We start from the raw sequence: 18,101 nt of genomic DNA on the forward strand, positions 1-18,101 counted from the left end.
ATGCTTTTTTATCTTGTGTCTGCGTAGAGAGTCCGGCGCTTACTTTTTGTTGTACATGTTCATGGCTCTTTCGATGCCTGTGAGGCAGAATGCTTTTATGGCTTCTACGGCAATGTCGATCCTTTCAGGCATAGCCTCTTCCTCGGCCTTTGTGAATGCACCGAGCACGTATTCGATCTGCATTCCGCGCGGGAAATCGTTGCCAATGCCGAACCGCAGACGGGGATAGGCCTGTGTGCCGAGCATCTGGGCTATGTTTTTGAGTCCGTTGTGTCCGGCATCGCTGCCGGAGCCTTTGATGCGGATGGCACCGAAGGGAATGGCGCAGTCATCAACAATCACAAGGATGTTCTCAATCTCTATACCTTCTTTTTCTTTCCAGTAGCGGACGGCATTTCCGGAAAGATTCATGTAGGTGGACGGTTTGAGTATCACCAGCTGGGCGTTTTTGACCCTCATGCGGGCTATATCGCCATAGCGTTCGGTCGAGAAGCTTGCGTTGCCGCCGGCGGCAAGAGCGTCAGCGATTCTGAAGCCGGCATTGTGGCGTGTGTTGGCATATTCCGGACCGATATTTCCCAGTCCGACTATCAGGTACTTCATTGGAGTGGTTAAAAGTAGGGTTGATGTGGTGTAGGGCAGGGGAGGTGGCTCCCGGATGCCCGCTAAACAAGCGACAGATTCTCCCGGCTTGAAAAAAGGTCGAGAAAATCTGTCGCAATGAAATCGGTTTATGCGCGGTGTGCGCTGATGCTGAGATTACTGAGCGTTGGCCTGAGCACCACGGGCGGCACGGGTGAGCTGAACGGCGCAGACAACAGCGTTCTTGGCGTTCATCAGTTCGAGACCGTCGAAGTGGAGTTCGCCGATCTGGAGAGTCTTGCCGAGGCCGAGGTGGTCAACGTTGATAACCACACGTTCGGGGATTTCAGTGTAGACAGCTTTCACGCGGATTTTCTTCATAGAGAGGTTGAGCTTACCACCTGCTTTCACACCTTCTGCGTGGCCTTCGAGCTGAACGGGAACTTCGATGGTGACGGGCTTCTTGTCAGTCACTTCGAGGAGGTCCATGTGAAGGATGGTGTCTTTAACCGGGTGGAACTGGATGTCCTTGAGGACAGCCATGCGGGTTTCGCCGTTTACAGTAAGCTCAATAGCGAAGATATCGGGAGTGTAGACGAGTTTGCGGACTGCGTCCTGAGTCACTACGAGGTCAGTAGTCACGAGGCCTTTGCCGTTGCCGATCTCCACAAGCTTTTCGCCGGGTTTCAGAGCCTTCTCATAGGGAAGGTTAACGATTTCGCCGCCGTTGAGAACCACGGGGATCTTGTTTTCTTTGCGGAGGGCTTTGGTAGCCTTTTTGCCGAGGTCTGTACGGGGTTCGGCAGTCAGTTGAAATGTCTTCATTTCTGATTGATTTGTTTGATTGTGTTACTCAAAATTAAGTTGTAATTCAATTGCTCCTTAATTTCCCATCACACGGGGATGCTAAAAAGCGACTGCAAAGTTACTGAATTTTCTGCGATTACATCACATCTGTTCACATTATTTAACAGCAGCGGCTGATCCGGCTCTTTTTGAGCGGCTGAGGTTGGTCTGAAACTGGATGCCGAGTGACAGGGTGAGGTCGTTGGCCCAGGATTTGGATTTGAATTTCTCGGTTGAATCCTGATTGCCCCCGGAGGTGCTGACGGTTAGGCTTGCCGATTCAAGCGGATGGTGATAGCAGATGTCAAAGATCACGCTGCATACTCTTGATGTGCGGAAGCCCACTCCGAATCCGCCTTCGATGAAGTAGGGGGCTATTTCCCGTCTGACGGTAGTCTTTATGCCATTCCACTCTTTTGACTGCTTGTTGGTTTTGACCGCTTGGCATCCGGCTCCGATGCGTGGCATGAACTGCCATCGGCCTACCTGGGAGAGGTGTGATGCGCCGATTGAGAATGAAGGATGTATTGTGCTGATTCCTGGCATGATCAGTTTGACGAGAAGGTCTGCGTATTTATCGGAAAGCGGGTCGGAGTGAATGCTGTAGAATGTGTAGCCAAGGTCGGCATAGACATTCCAGTTGCGGTGAAATCCGAAGTTGAATCGGAAGTTTATCTGAGTGGCGGCATCGGGGCGGCATCCGAACACTTCACTGTTATGACGACCGCCGGTGTTGAAATTAGCCCCTGCTGATAAGGTAAGCATGAATGGTTTTTCAAGCATTCTAAAGCGGTCCTTACGAGCGGTGCTGTCTGCCGTTACCGCAACTTCTCCGATGCTGGCTGCCTGAACTGTCACCATGCCGAGGCATAGCGAGAGAAGGATTGTGGAAAGATATTTTTTCATATGTGGTCCTGTGTATCTGCTAAATGTTTATCGCATAGTTGCTTGTAGTACTATTCGTCTCTGAGGGATTGTCGGGTTTAAGACGGGGTCCATGACAGCGGCTTTCACGCGCAGCTCATCGGCAGTCAGTTTTTCTATCAGCCAGAACAGGTCTCCGTGTGTGGCGCTGTAGAGATAGATAACTGCGAAATTTTCGGTAGTGAAAGTCCAGTCGTAATACTGAGTTTCATTATAGGTCGTATTTCCGTCCTTGTCTGTCCATTTGTAAGTGACAGAGGCTTTGCCTTTTTTGTCAAAACTCCATGACTGGCGGCACTCGATCGGATTTTCCGGATCGTGGGAATCAGTTGATTGCTCAGTCCATCTGGTGGCTGTCAGCAAATCGAGGCGCTTTCTCTGATCATCATTGTAATAGCCCGACCGCTCGCAAGACAAGCAGATCAATAGGCCAAGTATAAGCGGGAGTAAGTGTGACTTGCCGGTTTTCATGTTGCTATTTTGATGCAGAATTCGTATGTTAAGTGGTAAACTGTGCAAATATAGGAAAAACCGATGATAAAAAGTGTGACTGAAATCACATCTGCTGATTTTTACGCGTGATTTATCTTCCATTCAATAAAATAAGAGCCGTCTTAAGAAAGCAAATGCGGCTCGATTAAGCGGAATAAAAAAATGTCAGCCTTACGCTTGGGTGAGGCTGACATCTGATTCTTTTGGTTTGTGGTTTAGAGCTTTCAGCTATGCGACGGAGTGGGTACAGAAGTGGGAATTGACCAGTCGGCAATGAAGTCGAGAGTCTGACGGGGTGTGATTGTCTTGATGGTCTGAACAATTGTCCCTACGATGTTGCCGAAGAATTCCTCATGTACGGTTGAAAATTTGTCTTTAGGTTCCATTGTGTTTGGTCATTACGTTAGATACAAAATAGTATTCAATGGTAATAACACTCCAATGGATGGTAGGGTTTATGGGAATTGCGTTAATAGAAGTTAAAAAACGGCGAGATCTCTTCCTATCGCGAAGGCTTTGGATCAATGGTGAATCTGTCAGCCGCTTTGTAGAACGGAAAGCGCTCTCGGCTTTCTTTCAGATGGTCTTTGTCAAGCAGTGCATAGATGTGGCCGTTGCGGCGGGTTTCGCGGATCTCTTCCCCAAGGCAGTCGAAAACGGAGGTCATACCTGCCGGATAGTCTCCGAATTTGTCGGAGCCGGTGCGGTTTGCTCCCACTGTATAGATCTGATTTTCCACCGCGCGGGCTGCCAGGAGCAGCTTGTAAGGCTTGACTCTTGCCACAGGCCAGTTTGACGGCACCAGCAGAAGGTCATAGAGGTCATCAGGGTTGTTGCGTGTCCACACCGGGAAGCGCAGATCGAAGCAGACTATCATGCGGATGTTCCAGCTACGGAAGCGTATGGCCTGCGGTTCGCCTTCTGCGGCGGTATAGACAGTGTGTTCGTTAGAGAGAGGGAAGAGGTGGCGCTTGTCAATGAATGTGATGTCGCCTATCGGTTCGACAAAAAAGGCGCGGTTGAAATAATTGCCTTGTCCGTCAGTGGCCAGGAAACTCCCGGCTATGGCAAATCCGAAATACTGAGCCCAGCGTTTTAGGGCTTCAACCGTGCGTCCGTCATTCGGCTCGGCGGTGGCGGCCACAGCCTTTGCGTCGGGGACAAAAGCGGTGGTAAATAATTCCGGCAGGACTACTATGTCGGTGTCAGGTTCTACCTGATTGAGCTGATGGGCTGTCGAGATGAGATTGTTTTCGACATCGGCATAGGCGATGTCAAGCGGGATGACGCAGATTTTAAGCATTATTTCGGTGGCAGATCTGAGGCTTAGACGGTAAAATTATCCCGGTTTATTCCGGTAAATGGCCTGTAATAGGCTTTTACGGCTTCCATGTCGGCGTCAGTATCGCCGGTCGGGAAGAACGTTTTTTGCAGATGTATGGTCTTGGTGGCTGCGTCAATGGCGCCGAGCACTATCGGAATTTTGGCCCCGTAGGCAATGTGGAGAAAACCGGTGTGCCATTGCGAGACTTTGGCTCTGGTCCCTTCAGGGGTTATGGCTATTGACATCCGCTCTGTTTCCGAGAATTTTTTGATCAGTGTGTCTGTGAGTGACGAGCCTTTGCCTCTTTTGACCGGGATTCCGCCAAATGCTTTGAAGATGAGGTTCATCGGGAAGAAAAACCACTCCTGTTTGATCAGGAATCCGGCCTGCCGGCCGAGCGACCAGTAGGCCAGTTTTCCGAGAATAAAATCCCAGTTGGAAGTGTGGGGCGCAACGCAGATTATACATTTTGGATAATCCGGAACGCTGCACACCACCTTCCAGCCGAAGAGTCGTAGGATTGTGCCGCTTAATGACATGGCTTTTCTTCTACGTGTTTATTTATCTTTGTTATGCTTTGAGAGCTGCTTTGTTGGCGTCTTTCTGAGCCTGCGGAAGAGCTTCGTTCATTTTTTTGACGATAGCTTCTACGTGAGCGTTGAACTCGCACTTAAGCTTCCTGTAGGCGGCTTTGAAGTAGGCTGAGCGGGCTTTGTTGTATTCAGCTGCGCTTGCAAAGGCTTTGGGCGACTGGGGGAAATCGAAGTTCACACGGCTGAGTGCGTTGTACTGTAGCTCTGCGAGTTCATAGATGATTTCATTGAGCTTTTCGGGATCAATGCCCGGAACGGTGATTTTGGCTATCACGCATTCGCCGGCGAGCGCGCCGCATATCATTCGGATTTCTTTCTTTAAAATACGTTTGTTAGATGCCATAAGTGATGGTGTTTTGGGGATGATTTATTTTCGTCCGGCATCCATGATTGAGTGGATGCCGGATGCAGTTATGCAAATTTAACAAAAAAGAATTGATTTAGGTTGATGTTATCAGGATTTTTTTGAGTGCCTGCAATGCGGGGGTGATTTTAGGCACGTCATGGCGGACTGATATGCAGCCTGTCGAGTCTTGCTGCGGATTCTTGATTTCGGTCCCAGTTATACGTCCTACGATATCGGCGAATTTTGCCGGATGGGCAGTGGCGAGAAAGATTCCGTTTTCGCCGTCTTTAAGGTCTTCGGCGAGTGCTCGGTAGGCTGTGGCGGCATGAGGATCAGCTATATATCCGTGTGATCGGTAAAGATCCGCGATCGAATCGGCTATTTCGTCATCACTGTAGGAGTAGGCCTTCATGTCGGAGCTGATCGGCGCAGGTGCCGCGTTATACATGTCGGTAATGCGCGAGAGATTCGAAGGGTTACCGACATCCATCGCACAGGCTATGCTGTGGTGCGGACGGGCGGGAGTGAAATGACCTGTGCGGACAAAGCGTGTGAAGGAGTCATTGCTGTTGTTAGCCACCACAAAGCGTTTCACCGGAAGTCCCATCTTTCTGGCCAGAAGACCGGCGGTAAGGTTTCCGAGATTGCCGCAAGGCACTGAAAATACCACTCCATCGCTGTCGATCCGGTCTGGCTGCCCGCTGAGGAGCTGACTGTAGGCATAGAAATAGTAGAACATCTGAGGCAGCAGACGGCAGATGTTTATTGAGTTGGCCGAGGTGATGTTCAGTTTACGTCGCAGATCCTGATCCACGAAGGCTTCCTTGACAAGCCGCTGGCAGTCATCGAAGGTGCCGAGCACCTCGATCGGAATTACATTGTCACCAAGCGATGTGAACTGATGGCGCTGTTTGGCTGATAGCCCTCTCTCCGGGTAGAGAACGAACACTCTGACACCGGGCACTCTGTGGAAACCGCTTGCCACAGCTCCGCCTGAATCGCCCGATGTGGCCACCAGTACATTCACCGGTTTGTCGAGATTGCGGGAGTAGTGGCTGATGATGCGGGCGAGAAAACGTGCGCCGATGTCTTTGAACGCAAGGGTGGGGCCATGAAAAAGTTCGAGCACGCTGATATCTGATGATATTTTGCGCAGAGGAATGTCAAAAGTAAAAGTGTTGTAGACAATATCCTTTAGCTCGGCTGCGTCAATGTCATCGCCAAGCATTGTGGAGGCCACCACGTAGGCTATGTCGCGGATTGACATTTCCGCGATATTGTTGAAGAATGCGCGTGGGATGAGCGGGATGCGCTCAGGCATATAAAGGCCGCCGTCAGCCGGCAGGCCTGTCATCACAGCTTCTTCGAGCGAAGCCTGGCTGCTTTGTCGGTTTGTGCTGTAAAATTGCATGATGATTATAACAGAATGTGATTCTTGATAAGCAAAGATAACTAACTCGGAGCGCCGATGCAAGTGCGATGATTTAAAAATGGTGAAAATGGCCAATTTTGATGTCTGTGTAGATCGGACGGAGCATCTGCGGGAATAACTGTTTGCTTCAGGATTTGTTCAGAGTTAGAGGGTGTTTCATAATAATTTATCTAAAAGATACACCACTCAGATTTTAACTATTGTTATTACCCCCCTTAAAATAGTATTCTCGCCAGAGAGTCGTTGTTGGTGCGGATATAGTCGGTGAATCCGCGTTCATAGTCTGCGGCGGCCTGAGTGCCGAGTTTCGATCGGATATTGCTGATGCGGGCGCGAATGTCGAGCAGCCCGTCCTGCAGGGCATCTTCATTATTCGCATATTGCAGCAGGCGTTCGGCATGTTCTTCTCCGAGGTGGTAGGCTTTCTTGTCTTTGACCTTGCTTGAGACGGTCTCGGTGTGGCTGCCGCTGTTTTCAGAAAAGCTGCATGAGAGGCATATCTCACCGGTAAGACAGGCGATGGCGAGAGGCAGGAATTTCAAGATTGTATGATGAAAGAATTTCATAGAAGTGTCATTGCTATTTTTGCACACCCTTCGGCATCGGCGAGTGCATCGTGATGGTTGTAGAAGGGTATGCCGAGAAAATCACAGACAAATGGCAGTGAATATGATGTCAGCATCTGGCGTGGAATCTGTTTACGGGCGGCGGTCAGGGTGCAGTAGAATGGGTAATCTGGATAGTCCATGCCGTAGACGCGGTGGGCGGCACGGATACATTTCTCGTCAAATGCCTTGTTGTGGGCCACAAGCGGGAGATCTCCGATAAACCGGTGGATATCTCGCCACACCTCTGAAAACACTCTTGCGTTTTCAGTGTCCTCGCGTCCGATGCCGTGGATGTTCTGTGTGAAATGACGGAAGTAGTATTCCGGTTCCGGCTTGACGAGCTCGTAGAACCGGTCGGTGATTACTCCGCCGATGACTTTTATAGCGCCGATAGCGCAGATTGATGACGGCTCGTTGTTGGCTGTCTCTACGTCAATGGCTATGAAGTTATCCATTTGACGCTACTTTATCGCGCACTTTCTCCATCAGCCAGCGCGGAGTTGAGGTTGCTCCGCAGATGCCTACGGTGCCTGCGCCTTCTATCCATTCCGGACGGAAGTCAGACGGGTTTGAAACCAGATAAGAACGCTTGTTGACATCGCGGCATTCATGATATAGCACTTTGCCGTTGCTGCTTTTGGCTCCGGCCACGAAGAGAATCACGTCATGGGCGCGGGCAAACTCCCGCAGGTGTTCCACCCGGTTTGCCACCTGGCGGCAGATGGTGTCGAAATATTCGAAACGTACTCCGGGGCTAATCCGGCGGTTGATTTCACCGACCATCTCTGCCAGGCCCTGAAGCGACATTGTGGTCTGTGAGTAGAGAGCAATGTCGCGGTTGAAATCAATGCGGTCGAGCTGAGCTATGTTTTCCACTACGATGGCTTCGCCGTTGGTCTGCCCGACAAGCCCGTTGACTTCTGCATGGCCGGCCTTGCCGTAGATCACAATCTGTGGTCGGGGAGTGGTGCTGTCAAAAGTCTGCTTTATCCGTTTCTGCAACTGGAGCACCACCGGGCAGGTGGCATCAATTATCTCGATCCCTTTCTCGCGGGCTATGGCATAGGTTGACGGCGGCTCGCCGTGGGCGCGCAAGAGGACTCTGGCTCCCGGCAGATGGTCGAGATCGGCATGGGTTATTGTGGCAAGCCCTTTCTGTCCGAGTCTTTCTACCTCATCGCTGTTATGAACAATGTCGCCGAGGCAATACAATGGTTCCGGTGAGCGGTCAAGCTCTTCCTCGGCTTTCCGTATAGCTGTCACCACACCATGACAGAATCCTGAACGGGCATCAATTTCTATTACAGGTGAATTTTTCATCTGGCAAAATTCGCTTGTTATATATAATAAATATATGTGGCGGGACGGCTCACAGTCCTACCGTTTTCCGCCTGAACAGATCGAGAAGCCATCGGTCCTGCTCTTCGAGAGTCATTTCGGAATTGTCGAGTCTGACAGCGTCATCGGCGCAACGCAGCGGGCTTTCATCTCTTGTTTCGTCGATGTGGTCACGGCTGACCACATTGGCCAGGACTTCTTCATAAGTGATTGACTGGCCTTTTTCGGTCAGTTCCTTGAAGCGCCGTTCGGCACGTTTTTCAGCTGACGCATCGCAGAAGATCTTCAGCTCGGCCTGCGGGAAAACCATAGTGCCTATGTCGCGGCCGTCCATCACTATGCCCTTGCTTTCGCCCATATCGCGCTGCATTTTGACCAGTGCGCGACGCACTTCGGCTATCGTTGCTATCGGGGAGACGTGGGCCGAGACTTCGAGTGTGCGGATCTCGTCTTCCACATCTTTGTCGTTGAGTTGAGTCCGCTGTCCGTCGGGGGTGACTTTGAAGTCGATTTTTATGTCCGGGAGGGCGCTGACAAGGGCTGCTTTGTCAATCGAGCCGTCAGCGGAGATGAAACCGTGCTGCATGGCATAGAGTGTCACTGCGCGATACATTGCACCGGAATCTATGTAGCGGTAGCCTATGGCTTTCGCCAGACGGCGGGCCATTGTGCTTTTGCCAGACGATGAGTAACCGTCAATGGCTATGATGAGATTGTCAGAATTCATATAGTTTTGTTGATAGGTTCAGCATTATGGTTGTGGCGCCGGTGTGGGGTTGTGACAGAGCTACGCCTACACCGAAGTTCCTGACATTTAGCCCGGCGCAGACTGAGAACCCGGAAAGGAAGCTGCGCTTGTATGTGGCCATGTCAGTGCGGGTTTTATAGTTGTATCCGAGTCCGATGTGGAATTTCTCGCTCGGCACGAAGTCGGCGGCAAATATCAGGTGGCGGAAGAGGTTTGAGCTGAAGCTGTCTTTGACAGTCGGCTCTGAACTGTCAGTCCCGTCGCCGTTGTCATAGAAGGGAAGATGCCATTTGGTGAGATTCCAAGCTGTGACTGACCATGTGATGGGGATTGTGCCGAATGATTTGGAAACGCCGATGCGCAGATCGACCGGCAGGCGGTCATAAGAGTCCTGAAACCGCTTGACTTGACCGCCGAGATTTGCTATGACGGCTGAGAATGACAGGTTGCTCTCAGGATTGTAGTAGTTGACACCGAGATCAGTGGCAACGGCCATTGCCGAGTAGGCGTCGTAGCTCGAATAGATAAACTTCAGGTTTATGCCGCCGCGCCAGCGGTCTGAGATGTCATGGGCATACATTGCGTTGAACACCATGTCTTTGGGAGAGAAATCGCCGGTCAGGATTCCGTTGACATCTGCACCGCGTATGGTGCCGTAGCCGAAATACTGTATTCCTGCGGCCCACGCTCCGTGTTCTCCGGCGCTGTGACCGAACTTTACGCCTGCAAAATTGCTGTCGCCCACATAGCGCATGTAATTCACGCCAAGCTGCATGTCGATCTCAGGTCCCAGCAGACCGGGATTCTGATCAATGCTGTTGATGTCATCTTCGATTGCCGTGATGTTTATTCCGCCAAGGCCATAGGCCAGGGTTGACGATGGAATTTCCAGGAAACGGTAGGCTGGCGAACTGTCCTGTGCCTTCATCCCTCCGGCTGCTGTGACGGCGAGAAGGAATGAGAACAGAATGCGTATGCCTCGGATATGGGCGTGGGACGTATATTTGGATCGGGGTAATGTCATGACTTGGAATCTTCAAATAAATAACGCGCATGTGCCTGTATTATTATATGTCGCCGGAAATGTCAACAAAACAAAAACAATTGTAATCAATCTCAAAATACTTGCATCAAGACGCTCTGAATTATAATTTTGTATTGTCACATTAGCTGATTTTATATGCCTAAAACTCTACTCCGCTCAATTCTCCTTCTTCCTCTTATGGCTGGTGCCGCTGTCTTTTCAGCGGCACAGCCGCCCAGGCATATTGCCAATGTCTCTTCACGTGCCGGCTCGGCACCGGTCTGTGTGGATGTCTATGAATATGATTGCGTAGATATTCAGCCGCAGTTTCCCGGAGGCGATGGCGCGATGGTGCGTTTCATCAACAAAGAACGCCGCTACCCCACGCAGGCCTATCACGAAGGCATAGAGGGGCGGGTGCTGTGTGGTTTCGTTGTGAATGAAGACGGATCTCTGTCACATATCTCTGTGATCAGAAGTGTTGAGAAATCGCTTGACCGTGAGGCTGTGCGCATTATCTCCAACATGCCGAAGTGGGACGCCGGCGTGCTTTCAGATACTTTTGTTCCGGTCTATTATATTCTTCCTATTCCTTTCCGCCTTTGATTTTATGGGCATCATGAGCAGCCGCGCGGCTGATGGTGACGAGATAGACTCCAGAGAATATAAGCGCCACGGCCACTATTTTCACCGGTGTGAAGCGGTCGAGTCCGAGGCACACGCCGATAACCGATGCCACAATTGGCTGGACATAGTTGTACATTCCGACAAGAGTAGGGCGCAGATTCTTCTGTCCGATCATAGTGCATATATAGGCTATGAAGGTGGCGAATATGACCACATAGCCTATTCCGACAAGTTCGATAGCCGAGACATCACCCCAGGAAGTGCCAATCCATTCTCTGACCGACACGGGGGTGACGGCTATCGCGGCGAAAGTAAACATCCATTTCATCAGCGTGAACACCGAGTATTTCTTTATGAAATTTCTGTAGAAGGTGAGATACAGCGCATAGCTTAGCTGTGCGGTCAGCACGAGCAGGTCGCCGAGCACCGGATTGTCTCCTTTCATGCCGGAACCGGCGCTTCCGAGCACCAGCATCAGCGCGCCTGTGCCTCCGAGGGCTATGCCGCCTGCCTTTTTCCAGGTGATAGGCTCTTTCAGAATGACGGCGGCAAGAAGCATTACCCAGATTGGCATTGTCGTTGTAATGATTGACGCTTCGCCGGGGGAAGTGAAGCCCACGCCGAATACGTAGCATCCTTGATTGAAGACAATGCCGAGAAGGCCGGCGCCTGCGAGTCTCAGCAGGTCACGCGAGGACACATGCTCGCGGGGTGTGAACAGTGATGCGATCCAGAAGAGTATGGCCGCGCCGAAGATTCTGAAATTGGTAAGCAGCAGCGGGCTGACTATGCCCGCTGCCATAACGAGCTTCGCCACGGGTGCCATGATCCCCCACATGGTGTTTGCTCCTAACATTGCCAGATGACCTTTGAGTCTGAATTCCCTCATCGTCGAGTGAGATTGAATGATATTTTTTCTTAATTTTGTGACTTCTTTCCTGCGCGGGAAAAAATCGCGCAAAATTATTCAAAAACATTTAACCGTACAAATGTACAAGCTCTAAAAAAGTCGGTCCCGTCGTCTTATGGCTTCATCTACCTTACATCCGTCTTGGCTCACCGGCCTGGCATCCTCTTCGGGATATCAGGCCATGTTCACTTCGAGAGGCGGAGATGGAAATCAAAAGTCTCCTTACGCAGATTTCAATATCTGTCATTATACCGGTGATGATCCCGCTCATGTGGCTGCTTCTCGACAGATGCTTATCAGTGAACTTGGTCTGGATGCCGGTTCATTGATCGTGCCTCGCCAGACCCACTCCGCCAATGTGCGGGTGATAGATTCTCTCCCGGTAGATCCGGCTGCGATTGAAGGTGTCGACGCCCTTGTCACAAGGTTGCCGGAGGTGGCTGTCGGAGTTTCTACGGCCGATTGTGTGCCTGTGGTGATCGTGGATGAACGGAACGGAGTTGCAGGCGTGGCACATGCCGGCTGGAGGGGCGCGCTCGGAGGTGTTGTCGATAATACAGTCGGCGCAATGCTTGAGCTTGGGGCCGATGTCTCGCGCATGGATGTCTTTTTCGGCCCGTCTATTTGCTGCGACTGTTTTGAGGTAGGGGAGGAGGTGGCTGCTCGTTTCCCTGAGGAGTATGTGGTGTGCAGAGCGGAGTGGCCACGCCCTCATATCGATCTTCCGGCCTATGTGGCCGGCCGTTTGCTGGCAGCCGGCATTCCGGCGGAACGGATAAGAAATTTCTCGCCTGATCTGTGCACCCGATGTCATCCCGGCCGTTATTTTTCGGCTCGTATTACAGGGGTGGAGTCGGGGCGTAATTTCACCTTTGTGATGTTGAAACGGAAGATCTGAACAAGATGTGTTTATTTAGAATGATTATAAATAGAGCTTGCGCCGGAAGAAATTGGCCCGCATTTTCATAATGCCGAATTTCAGCGAGTTCGCAATCTGTAGAGCTTGGTGTAAAGAGTGTCGATAAAGGAGCGTTTGCAGACGTAATATATTGAGAAATAGGAGTATACGCAGGTGTGGCGGATGCAGGGCTAAAGTAAGTGTTAAATACGGTGTAAGTCTTTGTGACTCAGTATTGTATAAATTATTTGAAACTTCCAAATAAAAAGCGGTTTGATTTTGAAGAAAAAAAGTAAGAAATTTGCATTCACAAGTTGACAATTATTCAACGGCGCATAATCAATCAGCCAAAGTTTCCAATCAACCGACACAGACACATTTCTCCTGCCACTCAAGTTTGATTGACATGCGCTATTCACTTTAACTGAGCAATGCAAGAAGAATACTCAAAAAAATGGGACAAATGTCTTGAGATTATTCGTGACATTATTCCGGCAGAACAATTCAAATCCTGGTTCAGCCCGCTGACATTTCTGCGGGTTGAAAATGATGTTTTGACCATTTACTGTCCTACCGAGTTCTTCGCCGAGCAGCTTGAAGAGCGTTATATCAACGTTCTTGGCAAAACCCTCAAACGAGTTTTCGGGCCGTCGATCCGTCTGATCTACGAATATCCTATTGTGGCAGATGATCCGAGCAGCAAAATCTCAGTCGGAAGCGCACACCCCAGCCAGGCTGTCAAGCCTATGCCCGGAGCCACCTCGAATCCGTTCAAGGAACAGATAGTAGAGGATATCGACTCGCAGCTCAACCCTGACTATACGTTTGAAAACTATTGCATCAGCGACAGTAATAAAGTGGCCCGTTCTATCGGTGAGGCTATTGCAAACGATTCGAAGCTCCAGACATTCAACCCGCTCTTCGTGTTCGGTCCCTGCGGAGTAGGGAAAACCCACCTGATTCAGGCCATCGGCATCCGCATCAAGGAGCGCAATCCCCGCGCGCGCGTACTTTATATTACTGCACGTCTGTTCGAAAGCCAGTACACTGCCGCAGTGCAGCGCAGCAAAGTCAATGAATTCATCAACTTCTATCAGAGTATCGACACCCTGATCATTGATGATATCCAGGACTTCATCGGCAAAGACAAGACTCAGAAAACATTCTACCACATATTCAACCACCTCAAGCAGAACCACCGCCAGCTGATCATGTCGAGCGACTGCTGTCCGTCGCAGATGGAAGGTATGCAGGACCGTCTGCTTTCGCGATTCAAGTCGGGTATGACCGCACAGCTTGAGAAGCCTGACCTTGATCTCCGCCGCGACGTACTGACGCAGAAATCACTCCGCGATGGACTCTCGCTCCCAAGAGAGGTGATGGATTTCATCGCATCGAATGTCACTGAGAGCATCCGTGAGCTTGAAGGTGTGGTTGTTTCGCTTCTGGCACATGCCACCTTCCTTGACAAGGATATCTCGGTGGAACTTGCGCGCCGTGTGCTCTCCAACTCTGTGAAACTCAACAAGCGCACCGTCAACTTCGAGACTATCGCCCGTCAAGTCAGCGCGTTCTACAACATTGAGACAGATCAGATCTTCACTAAATCGCGTAAAAGAGAAGTCTCTGATGCACGCCAGATGGTGATGTATCTTGCAAAGAAGCACACCAAAATGCCCCTCAAGGCCATCGGTACACGTCTGGGCCGCACACACGCCACCGTGCTGTATGCCTGCCGCCTGATCGACGAACGTATGCCGCTTGAGAAGAAACTTCAGGACGATATAGCGAAAATAGAAAGCGAACTCTTGTCGGTGTGAAGTCGTGACAGACCTCACACCAGCGCCTCGTAAGCCGGAATCTCTTTAAGAAACCTGTATCTGCCGCTCTCCTCGTCAAGCATACAGCAATAATGGTGCAGCCCGTTTGAAACGGTCAGATACTTCACACGGAGCACAATATTGTAGCGGGCTATCTGCTCGAAAACTTTTTGTGTGATGGCCACGTGAGGCGCCTTATATTCCACTATCATTATCGGTTTGGCCGCATGACTGTAGACCACTGTGTCGCAGCGCTTGCTCGTGCCGTTGAGGTTGATGGCCGTCTCGTTGGCCATAAGGCCTGCGGGGTAGCCGAAATCCGAGATCAGCCACGATATGAAATTCTGACGCACCCATTCTTCAGGAGTCAGAACAAGCCACTTGCCACGCAGCGGATCAAAAATCTCATCTCCTTTTTCGCCTTGACGCAGTCTGAGCTGTGCGGGGGGCAGGTTGAGCGCCTGAATGGCAGAGGATGGTTTTGCTTGCTCTTTCATGATGTGGTGTCTGTGGCTGTTGGATTGCAAAATTAGTAAATAAAGCGCTCTGATCGTCTGTGCATGATGATTTTTCTTGGCTTTTTCGCACACATTGCGTAAATTTGTAATATTAAGAGGTTGTTTAAAACCAAGAGTTAAAATCTGAGTGGTGTATAAACAACCTCTAAAAGCTTCTAAACCATTCATATCACCCCTGCCGATGGCCTCCGCGACTCCTACATTTTCAGAACTCCGACGTCAGCTTGCCGCACGGACGTCTTTATCACCCGTCTACCTGCTTCATGGAGAGGAAGGCTATTATATCGACGAGCTCGTAAAGGATTTTGAAAACCTGATTCCCGAAGAGGAGCGTGATTTCAATCTCTACACTCTCTATGCTCCTGAATCAGGCATTGAGACTGTCATGGATGTCTGCCACCGCTACCCGATGATGGCCGAGCGCCAGGTGGTGATAGTAAAGGAGGCCCAGGCAGTCAGAGCCGATATGCTCAACAAGCTGCATAATTATGTGGCTCAGCCAAACCCGACTACAATTCTGGTGATCTCCTGCCGCGGTGCACAGGCCAAGGGCAAGGAACTGCTTGCCGCTGTCAGGAAAAATGGAGTGATATTTGAATCCAAAAGGCTCAGCGAACGCAACATTCTGCCGGTGATCTCTGATCTGATCAAAGAGAAGAAACTCAATGTCGATGCCAAGGCTCTTTCTATGTTGCGTGACTATATCGGCACTGATCTGTCGCGCCTTTACAATGAAATAGACAAACTGGCACTGATTCTTGGACAGGGAGCCATGATCACCCCTGAAGCCATCGAGCGCAACATCGGCATATCGAAAGACTACAACAACTTCGAGCTGATAGATGCCATAATCGCCCGAAATGCAGCCAAGGCATTCGCCATCATCGAATATTTCAGAAACAACCCGAAGAGCAACCCGACGGTGATGACCGTATCCTCTCTGTTCAACCAGTTTTCCAATCTGCTGGTCTATCATTACACCCGCGACAAAACCCAGAGCGGCTACATGGACGCTCTCGGACTGCGTTCGCCCTGGGCCTTGAAATCATATGAAGCCGCCGCGCGGAGCTACAATGTCAGGCAGACCATTGAGATCATCTCGGCCATACGCGAATTTGATACCCGCAGCAAAGGCATCGGCTCTCGTCAGAATGAATATGACCTGCTGAAAGACCTGGTCTTCCACATACTCACCGCCCGCGGAATCATCGGATGAAAACAAGAATGAGTTACTTATGAAAATACGCCTGCACATATGTCGTCTTCTGGTTTTGGCCTGCCTGTCAGTGCTGACACTATTGTCGCCATGTGTGGCAAAGGCTGATCTTAACGACTCTTTGTCCGGCCGGCTGGCCTATCTGAAAGAGCATGAAGATGACAAGCAGACCATAAAAGATGTAGCCTTTCTTTATCTGAACCTCGGCAACTATGAAGAGGCTAAGAAATATGGCCGGCGCCTGCTTGACATGGGGAGCTCGACCGGCGACAAGGATTTCTGTGAACTTTACGGGCGTATAGTCATAGGCTCATCTATGCTTGACGAGGATGCCGACGAGTGTTTCCGTCAACTCGAAGAAGCACGGCTGATAGCCAATGCCACCGGCAATCTGGATGCGCTGGTCTCGATCGACAACAGTTTCGGAGCATATTATCTTCTTGGGCAGAATGATGCCTATACCTCGGCCGCATATTACTATGAAGCCCTTGAAAAGGCAAAGGAGCTGAATGACACCCGTCGTTACGGCATAATCCTGTCCAACTTGTCAGGAGCTTACCTGCTGATGAAAGATGTCTCCGGCCGCAGGCTTGCGGAAGAGGCTCACGAAATAGCCGAAAAGCGTGGAGATCCCATCCCGTTGTATTACGCCAAGTCCGCATTGGCCCACTTCTGTCTTCTTGCCGACAGTCTCGACCAGGCCGGGCGGCTGATTGCCGAGATCGAAGATCTTCACCGGCAGGGTGAATTCGGAGGCGAACCGAACCTGTATCTTGTCAAAGGTCTCTTGGCCGACAAGCGCGGTGACACTCGCAGCGCCTACCGGGACTATACCCTCGCTATGGAACATTTCCGTGAATCAGATGCCTCTGAGGTCTCTGCCACTTATCTTGCCTATGCGCGTCTGCTTCGGCGCGACGGCCATCTGAAAAGCGCCATAGAGGTTCTTGAACAAGGCCTTGTCCATGCCAGAAGCGCAGAGATGAAAGTCCATGCCCCGGAACTGATGAAAGAGCTGGTCTATAGCTACCGCGATGCAGGCGACTATCGCAAGGCTCTTGATTATAGCCTTGCCTGCCAGGCCCTCCAGGACAGTGTCTTCACTCTGAGCCGCGAGCGGACACTGCATGAAAACCGTATCCGCCATGAAATCTATGCCAATGAACGGCTCATTGACGAACAGCGGATGGAACTGATGGCCACACGTCACCGCATGATTCTTCTTGCTGTCTGCGTGGCAGCGGCTGTCGCTCTGGTGCTTCTGGTCTATTTCAACTACAGGAAAAAAGACCGTCTTTATCGGGCCATCGTATTGCAGAACAAAGAATACATGGCCCGTGAACAAATGCTGGTGGAGCGGCTCGAAAGAGCCAGAGAGCAGGAGGGTCCGCAGGCTCAGGCTTCGCAAGCCTTGGCTGATGACGGTGGCAGAAGCAGGATCAACAGCCTGATGCCAAGTTTCACATCGCTGATGATCGAGCAGAAAGTCTTCTGTGATCCGGCCATTACCGTGGGTAAAGCCGCAGAGATGCTTGGCACCAACCGCACCTATCTCTCAAAAGCCATCAACGAATCCACCGGGAAGACATTCACGCAGATCGTCAACGATTATCGCATCCGTGAAGCGATCGCTCAGATCTCTGATCTGGAAACCGACAAACCGTTGAAGCAGATCTGCAGCGATGTGGGGTTCAGCTCACTTTCCACATTTTATTCGTCATTTCAGTCAATCACCGGAATGACTCCTGCCCGCTATCGCTCCCAGCTTAAGGAGATCTGATCTTCCTGCATCGGCATTTGATTTTGCGCACGTAGGTTTAGGCCCGACAAAAAAGCTAATTGCAGGCTTGTATAT

21 protein-coding genes are annotated in these 18,101 nt (G+C 50.7%); 5 read left to right on the plus strand and 16 right to left on the minus strand.

Annotated features, from left to right (window positions below; translation table 11 throughout):
- Positions 1-39: 39 nt before the first annotated feature.
- The 14 genes from pth to porQ all read right to left on the minus strand — a co-directional run bounded on the left by pth (position 40) and on the right by porQ (position 10,257).
- A complete protein-coding gene (pth, locus tag FDZ78_RS12600) occupies positions 40-603 on the minus strand; it encodes an aminoacyl-tRNA hydrolase (protein ID WP_107033488.1) in 564 nt (187 codons plus the stop codon).
- A gap of 156 nt (positions 604-759) precedes the next feature.
- On the minus strand, positions 760-1,407 hold the full coding sequence (locus FDZ78_RS12605; RefSeq protein ID WP_107033487.1) for a 50S ribosomal protein L25/general stress protein Ctc: 648 nt from the start codon (positions 1,405-1,407) through the stop codon (positions 760-762).
- Positions 1,408-1,545: 138 nt separating this feature from the next.
- Positions 1,546-2,334, minus strand: a complete 789-nt coding sequence (locus FDZ78_RS12610) for a hypothetical protein (protein ID WP_136408678.1) — start codon at positions 2,332-2,334, stop codon at positions 1,546-1,548.
- Between the two features lie 27 nt (positions 2,335-2,361).
- Positions 2,362-2,823, minus strand: coding sequence for a hypothetical protein (locus FDZ78_RS12615; RefSeq protein ID WP_136408679.1), 462 nt, complete (start codon positions 2,821-2,823; stop codon positions 2,362-2,364).
- 245 nt (positions 2,824-3,068) lie between these two features.
- Positions 3,069-3,230: a hypothetical protein gene (locus FDZ78_RS14685; RefSeq protein ID WP_160632081.1), complete on the minus strand. Its 162-nt coding sequence runs from the start codon at positions 3,228-3,230 to the stop codon at positions 3,069-3,071.
- 116 nt (positions 3,231-3,346) lie between these two features.
- On the minus strand, positions 3,347-4,147 hold the full coding sequence (locus FDZ78_RS12620; protein WP_107033072.1) for a nitrilase-related carbon-nitrogen hydrolase: 801 nt from the start codon (positions 4,145-4,147) through the stop codon (positions 3,347-3,349).
- A 23-nt stretch (positions 4,148-4,170) separates the two neighbouring features.
- Positions 4,171-4,707: a 1-acyl-sn-glycerol-3-phosphate acyltransferase gene (locus FDZ78_RS12625; protein WP_123399162.1), complete on the minus strand. Its 537-nt coding sequence runs from the start codon at positions 4,705-4,707 to the stop codon at positions 4,171-4,173.
- A gap of 31 nt (positions 4,708-4,738) precedes the next feature.
- Entirely contained in the window at positions 4,739-5,104 is a 366-nt protein-coding gene (locus FDZ78_RS12630; protein ID WP_124075940.1) for a hypothetical protein, read from the minus strand.
- Positions 5,105-5,201: 97 nt separating this feature from the next.
- Positions 5,202-6,518 carry a threonine synthase gene (gene thrC, locus FDZ78_RS12635; protein WP_124075941.1) on the minus strand — a complete coding sequence of 439 codons (1,317 nt, stop codon included), beginning with the start codon at positions 6,516-6,518 and terminating at the stop codon, positions 5,202-5,204.
- Positions 6,519-6,754: 236 nt separating this feature from the next.
- Positions 6,755-7,081, minus strand: a complete 327-nt coding sequence (locus tag FDZ78_RS12640) for a hypothetical protein (RefSeq protein ID WP_133166557.1) — start codon at positions 7,079-7,081, stop codon at positions 6,755-6,757.
- Between the two features lie 20 nt (positions 7,082-7,101).
- Positions 7,102-7,602, minus strand: coding sequence for a 3'-5' exonuclease (locus FDZ78_RS12645; protein ID WP_136408680.1), 501 nt, complete (start codon positions 7,600-7,602; stop codon positions 7,102-7,104).
- A complete protein-coding gene (locus FDZ78_RS12650) occupies positions 7,595-8,467 on the minus strand; it encodes a 4-hydroxy-3-methylbut-2-enyl diphosphate reductase (RefSeq protein WP_136408681.1) in 873 nt (290 codons plus the stop codon). The genes FDZ78_RS12645 and FDZ78_RS12650 overlap by 8 nt, the downstream gene beginning before the upstream one ends.
- Positions 8,468-8,516: 49 nt before the next feature.
- The gene (gene cmk, locus FDZ78_RS12655; RefSeq protein WP_136408682.1) at positions 8,517-9,212 is read right to left on the minus strand and encodes a (d)CMP kinase; all 696 of its coding nucleotides are present in this window, start codon (positions 9,210-9,212) and stop codon (positions 8,517-8,519) included.
- Positions 9,202-10,257: a type IX secretion system protein PorQ gene (gene porQ, locus FDZ78_RS12660; protein ID WP_136408683.1), complete on the minus strand. Its 1,056-nt coding sequence runs from the start codon at positions 10,255-10,257 to the stop codon at positions 9,202-9,204. The genes cmk and porQ overlap by 11 nt, the downstream gene beginning before the upstream one ends.
- A gap of 156 nt (positions 10,258-10,413) precedes the next feature.
- On the opposite strand from porQ, the gene FDZ78_RS12665 reads away from it, so the two are divergent.
- Positions 10,414-10,863 carry an energy transducer TonB gene (locus FDZ78_RS12665; protein ID WP_136408684.1) on the plus strand — a complete coding sequence of 150 codons (450 nt, stop codon included), beginning with the start codon at positions 10,414-10,416 and terminating at the stop codon, positions 10,861-10,863.
- Here the strand turns inward: FDZ78_RS12665 and FDZ78_RS12670 are convergent.
- Complete coding sequence (locus tag FDZ78_RS12670) at positions 10,844-11,773, minus strand: DMT family transporter (protein ID WP_136408685.1); 930 nt, start codon at positions 11,771-11,773, stop codon at positions 10,844-10,846. The genes FDZ78_RS12665 and FDZ78_RS12670 overlap by 20 nt on opposite strands.
- 136 nt (positions 11,774-11,909) lie before the next feature.
- On the opposite strand from FDZ78_RS12670, the gene FDZ78_RS12675 reads away from it, so the two are divergent.
- Together FDZ78_RS12675 and dnaA are read left to right on the plus strand one after the other, a co-directional pair.
- Positions 11,910-12,692: a polyphenol oxidase family protein gene (locus tag FDZ78_RS12675; RefSeq protein ID WP_136408686.1), complete on the plus strand. Its 783-nt coding sequence runs from the start codon at positions 11,910-11,912 to the stop codon at positions 12,690-12,692.
- A gap of 431 nt (positions 12,693-13,123) precedes the next feature.
- Positions 13,124-14,512 (plus strand): chromosomal replication initiator protein DnaA, encoded by a 1,389-nt coding sequence (gene dnaA / locus FDZ78_RS12680; protein ID WP_136408687.1) that lies wholly within the window; start codon positions 13,124-13,126, stop codon positions 14,510-14,512.
- Positions 14,513-14,526: 14 nt separating this feature from the next.
- Here dnaA and FDZ78_RS12685 read toward each other — a convergent pair whose 3' ends face one another.
- On the minus strand, positions 14,527-14,979 hold the full coding sequence (locus tag FDZ78_RS12685; RefSeq protein ID WP_240740402.1) for a type I restriction enzyme HsdR N-terminal domain-containing protein: 453 nt from the start codon (positions 14,977-14,979) through the stop codon (positions 14,527-14,529).
- Between the two features lie 232 nt (positions 14,980-15,211).
- Between FDZ78_RS12685 and holA the strand changes: the two genes are divergently transcribed.
- Both holA and FDZ78_RS12695 read left to right on the plus strand, forming a co-directional pair.
- Positions 15,212-16,246, plus strand: a complete 1,035-nt coding sequence (gene holA, locus FDZ78_RS12690) for a DNA polymerase III subunit delta (RefSeq protein WP_136408689.1) — start codon at positions 15,212-15,214, stop codon at positions 16,244-16,246.
- 19 nt (positions 16,247-16,265) lie between these two features.
- Positions 16,266-18,026 carry a helix-turn-helix transcriptional regulator gene (locus tag FDZ78_RS12695; RefSeq protein WP_124075944.1) on the plus strand — a complete coding sequence of 587 codons (1,761 nt, stop codon included), beginning with the start codon at positions 16,266-16,268 and terminating at the stop codon, positions 18,024-18,026.
- Positions 18,027-18,101 lie beyond the last annotated feature (75 nt).

It is taken from the genome of Duncaniella sp. B8 (assembly GCF_005304985.1).
Taxonomy (GTDB): Bacteria; Bacteroidota; Bacteroidia; order Bacteroidales; family Muribaculaceae; genus Duncaniella; species Duncaniella muris.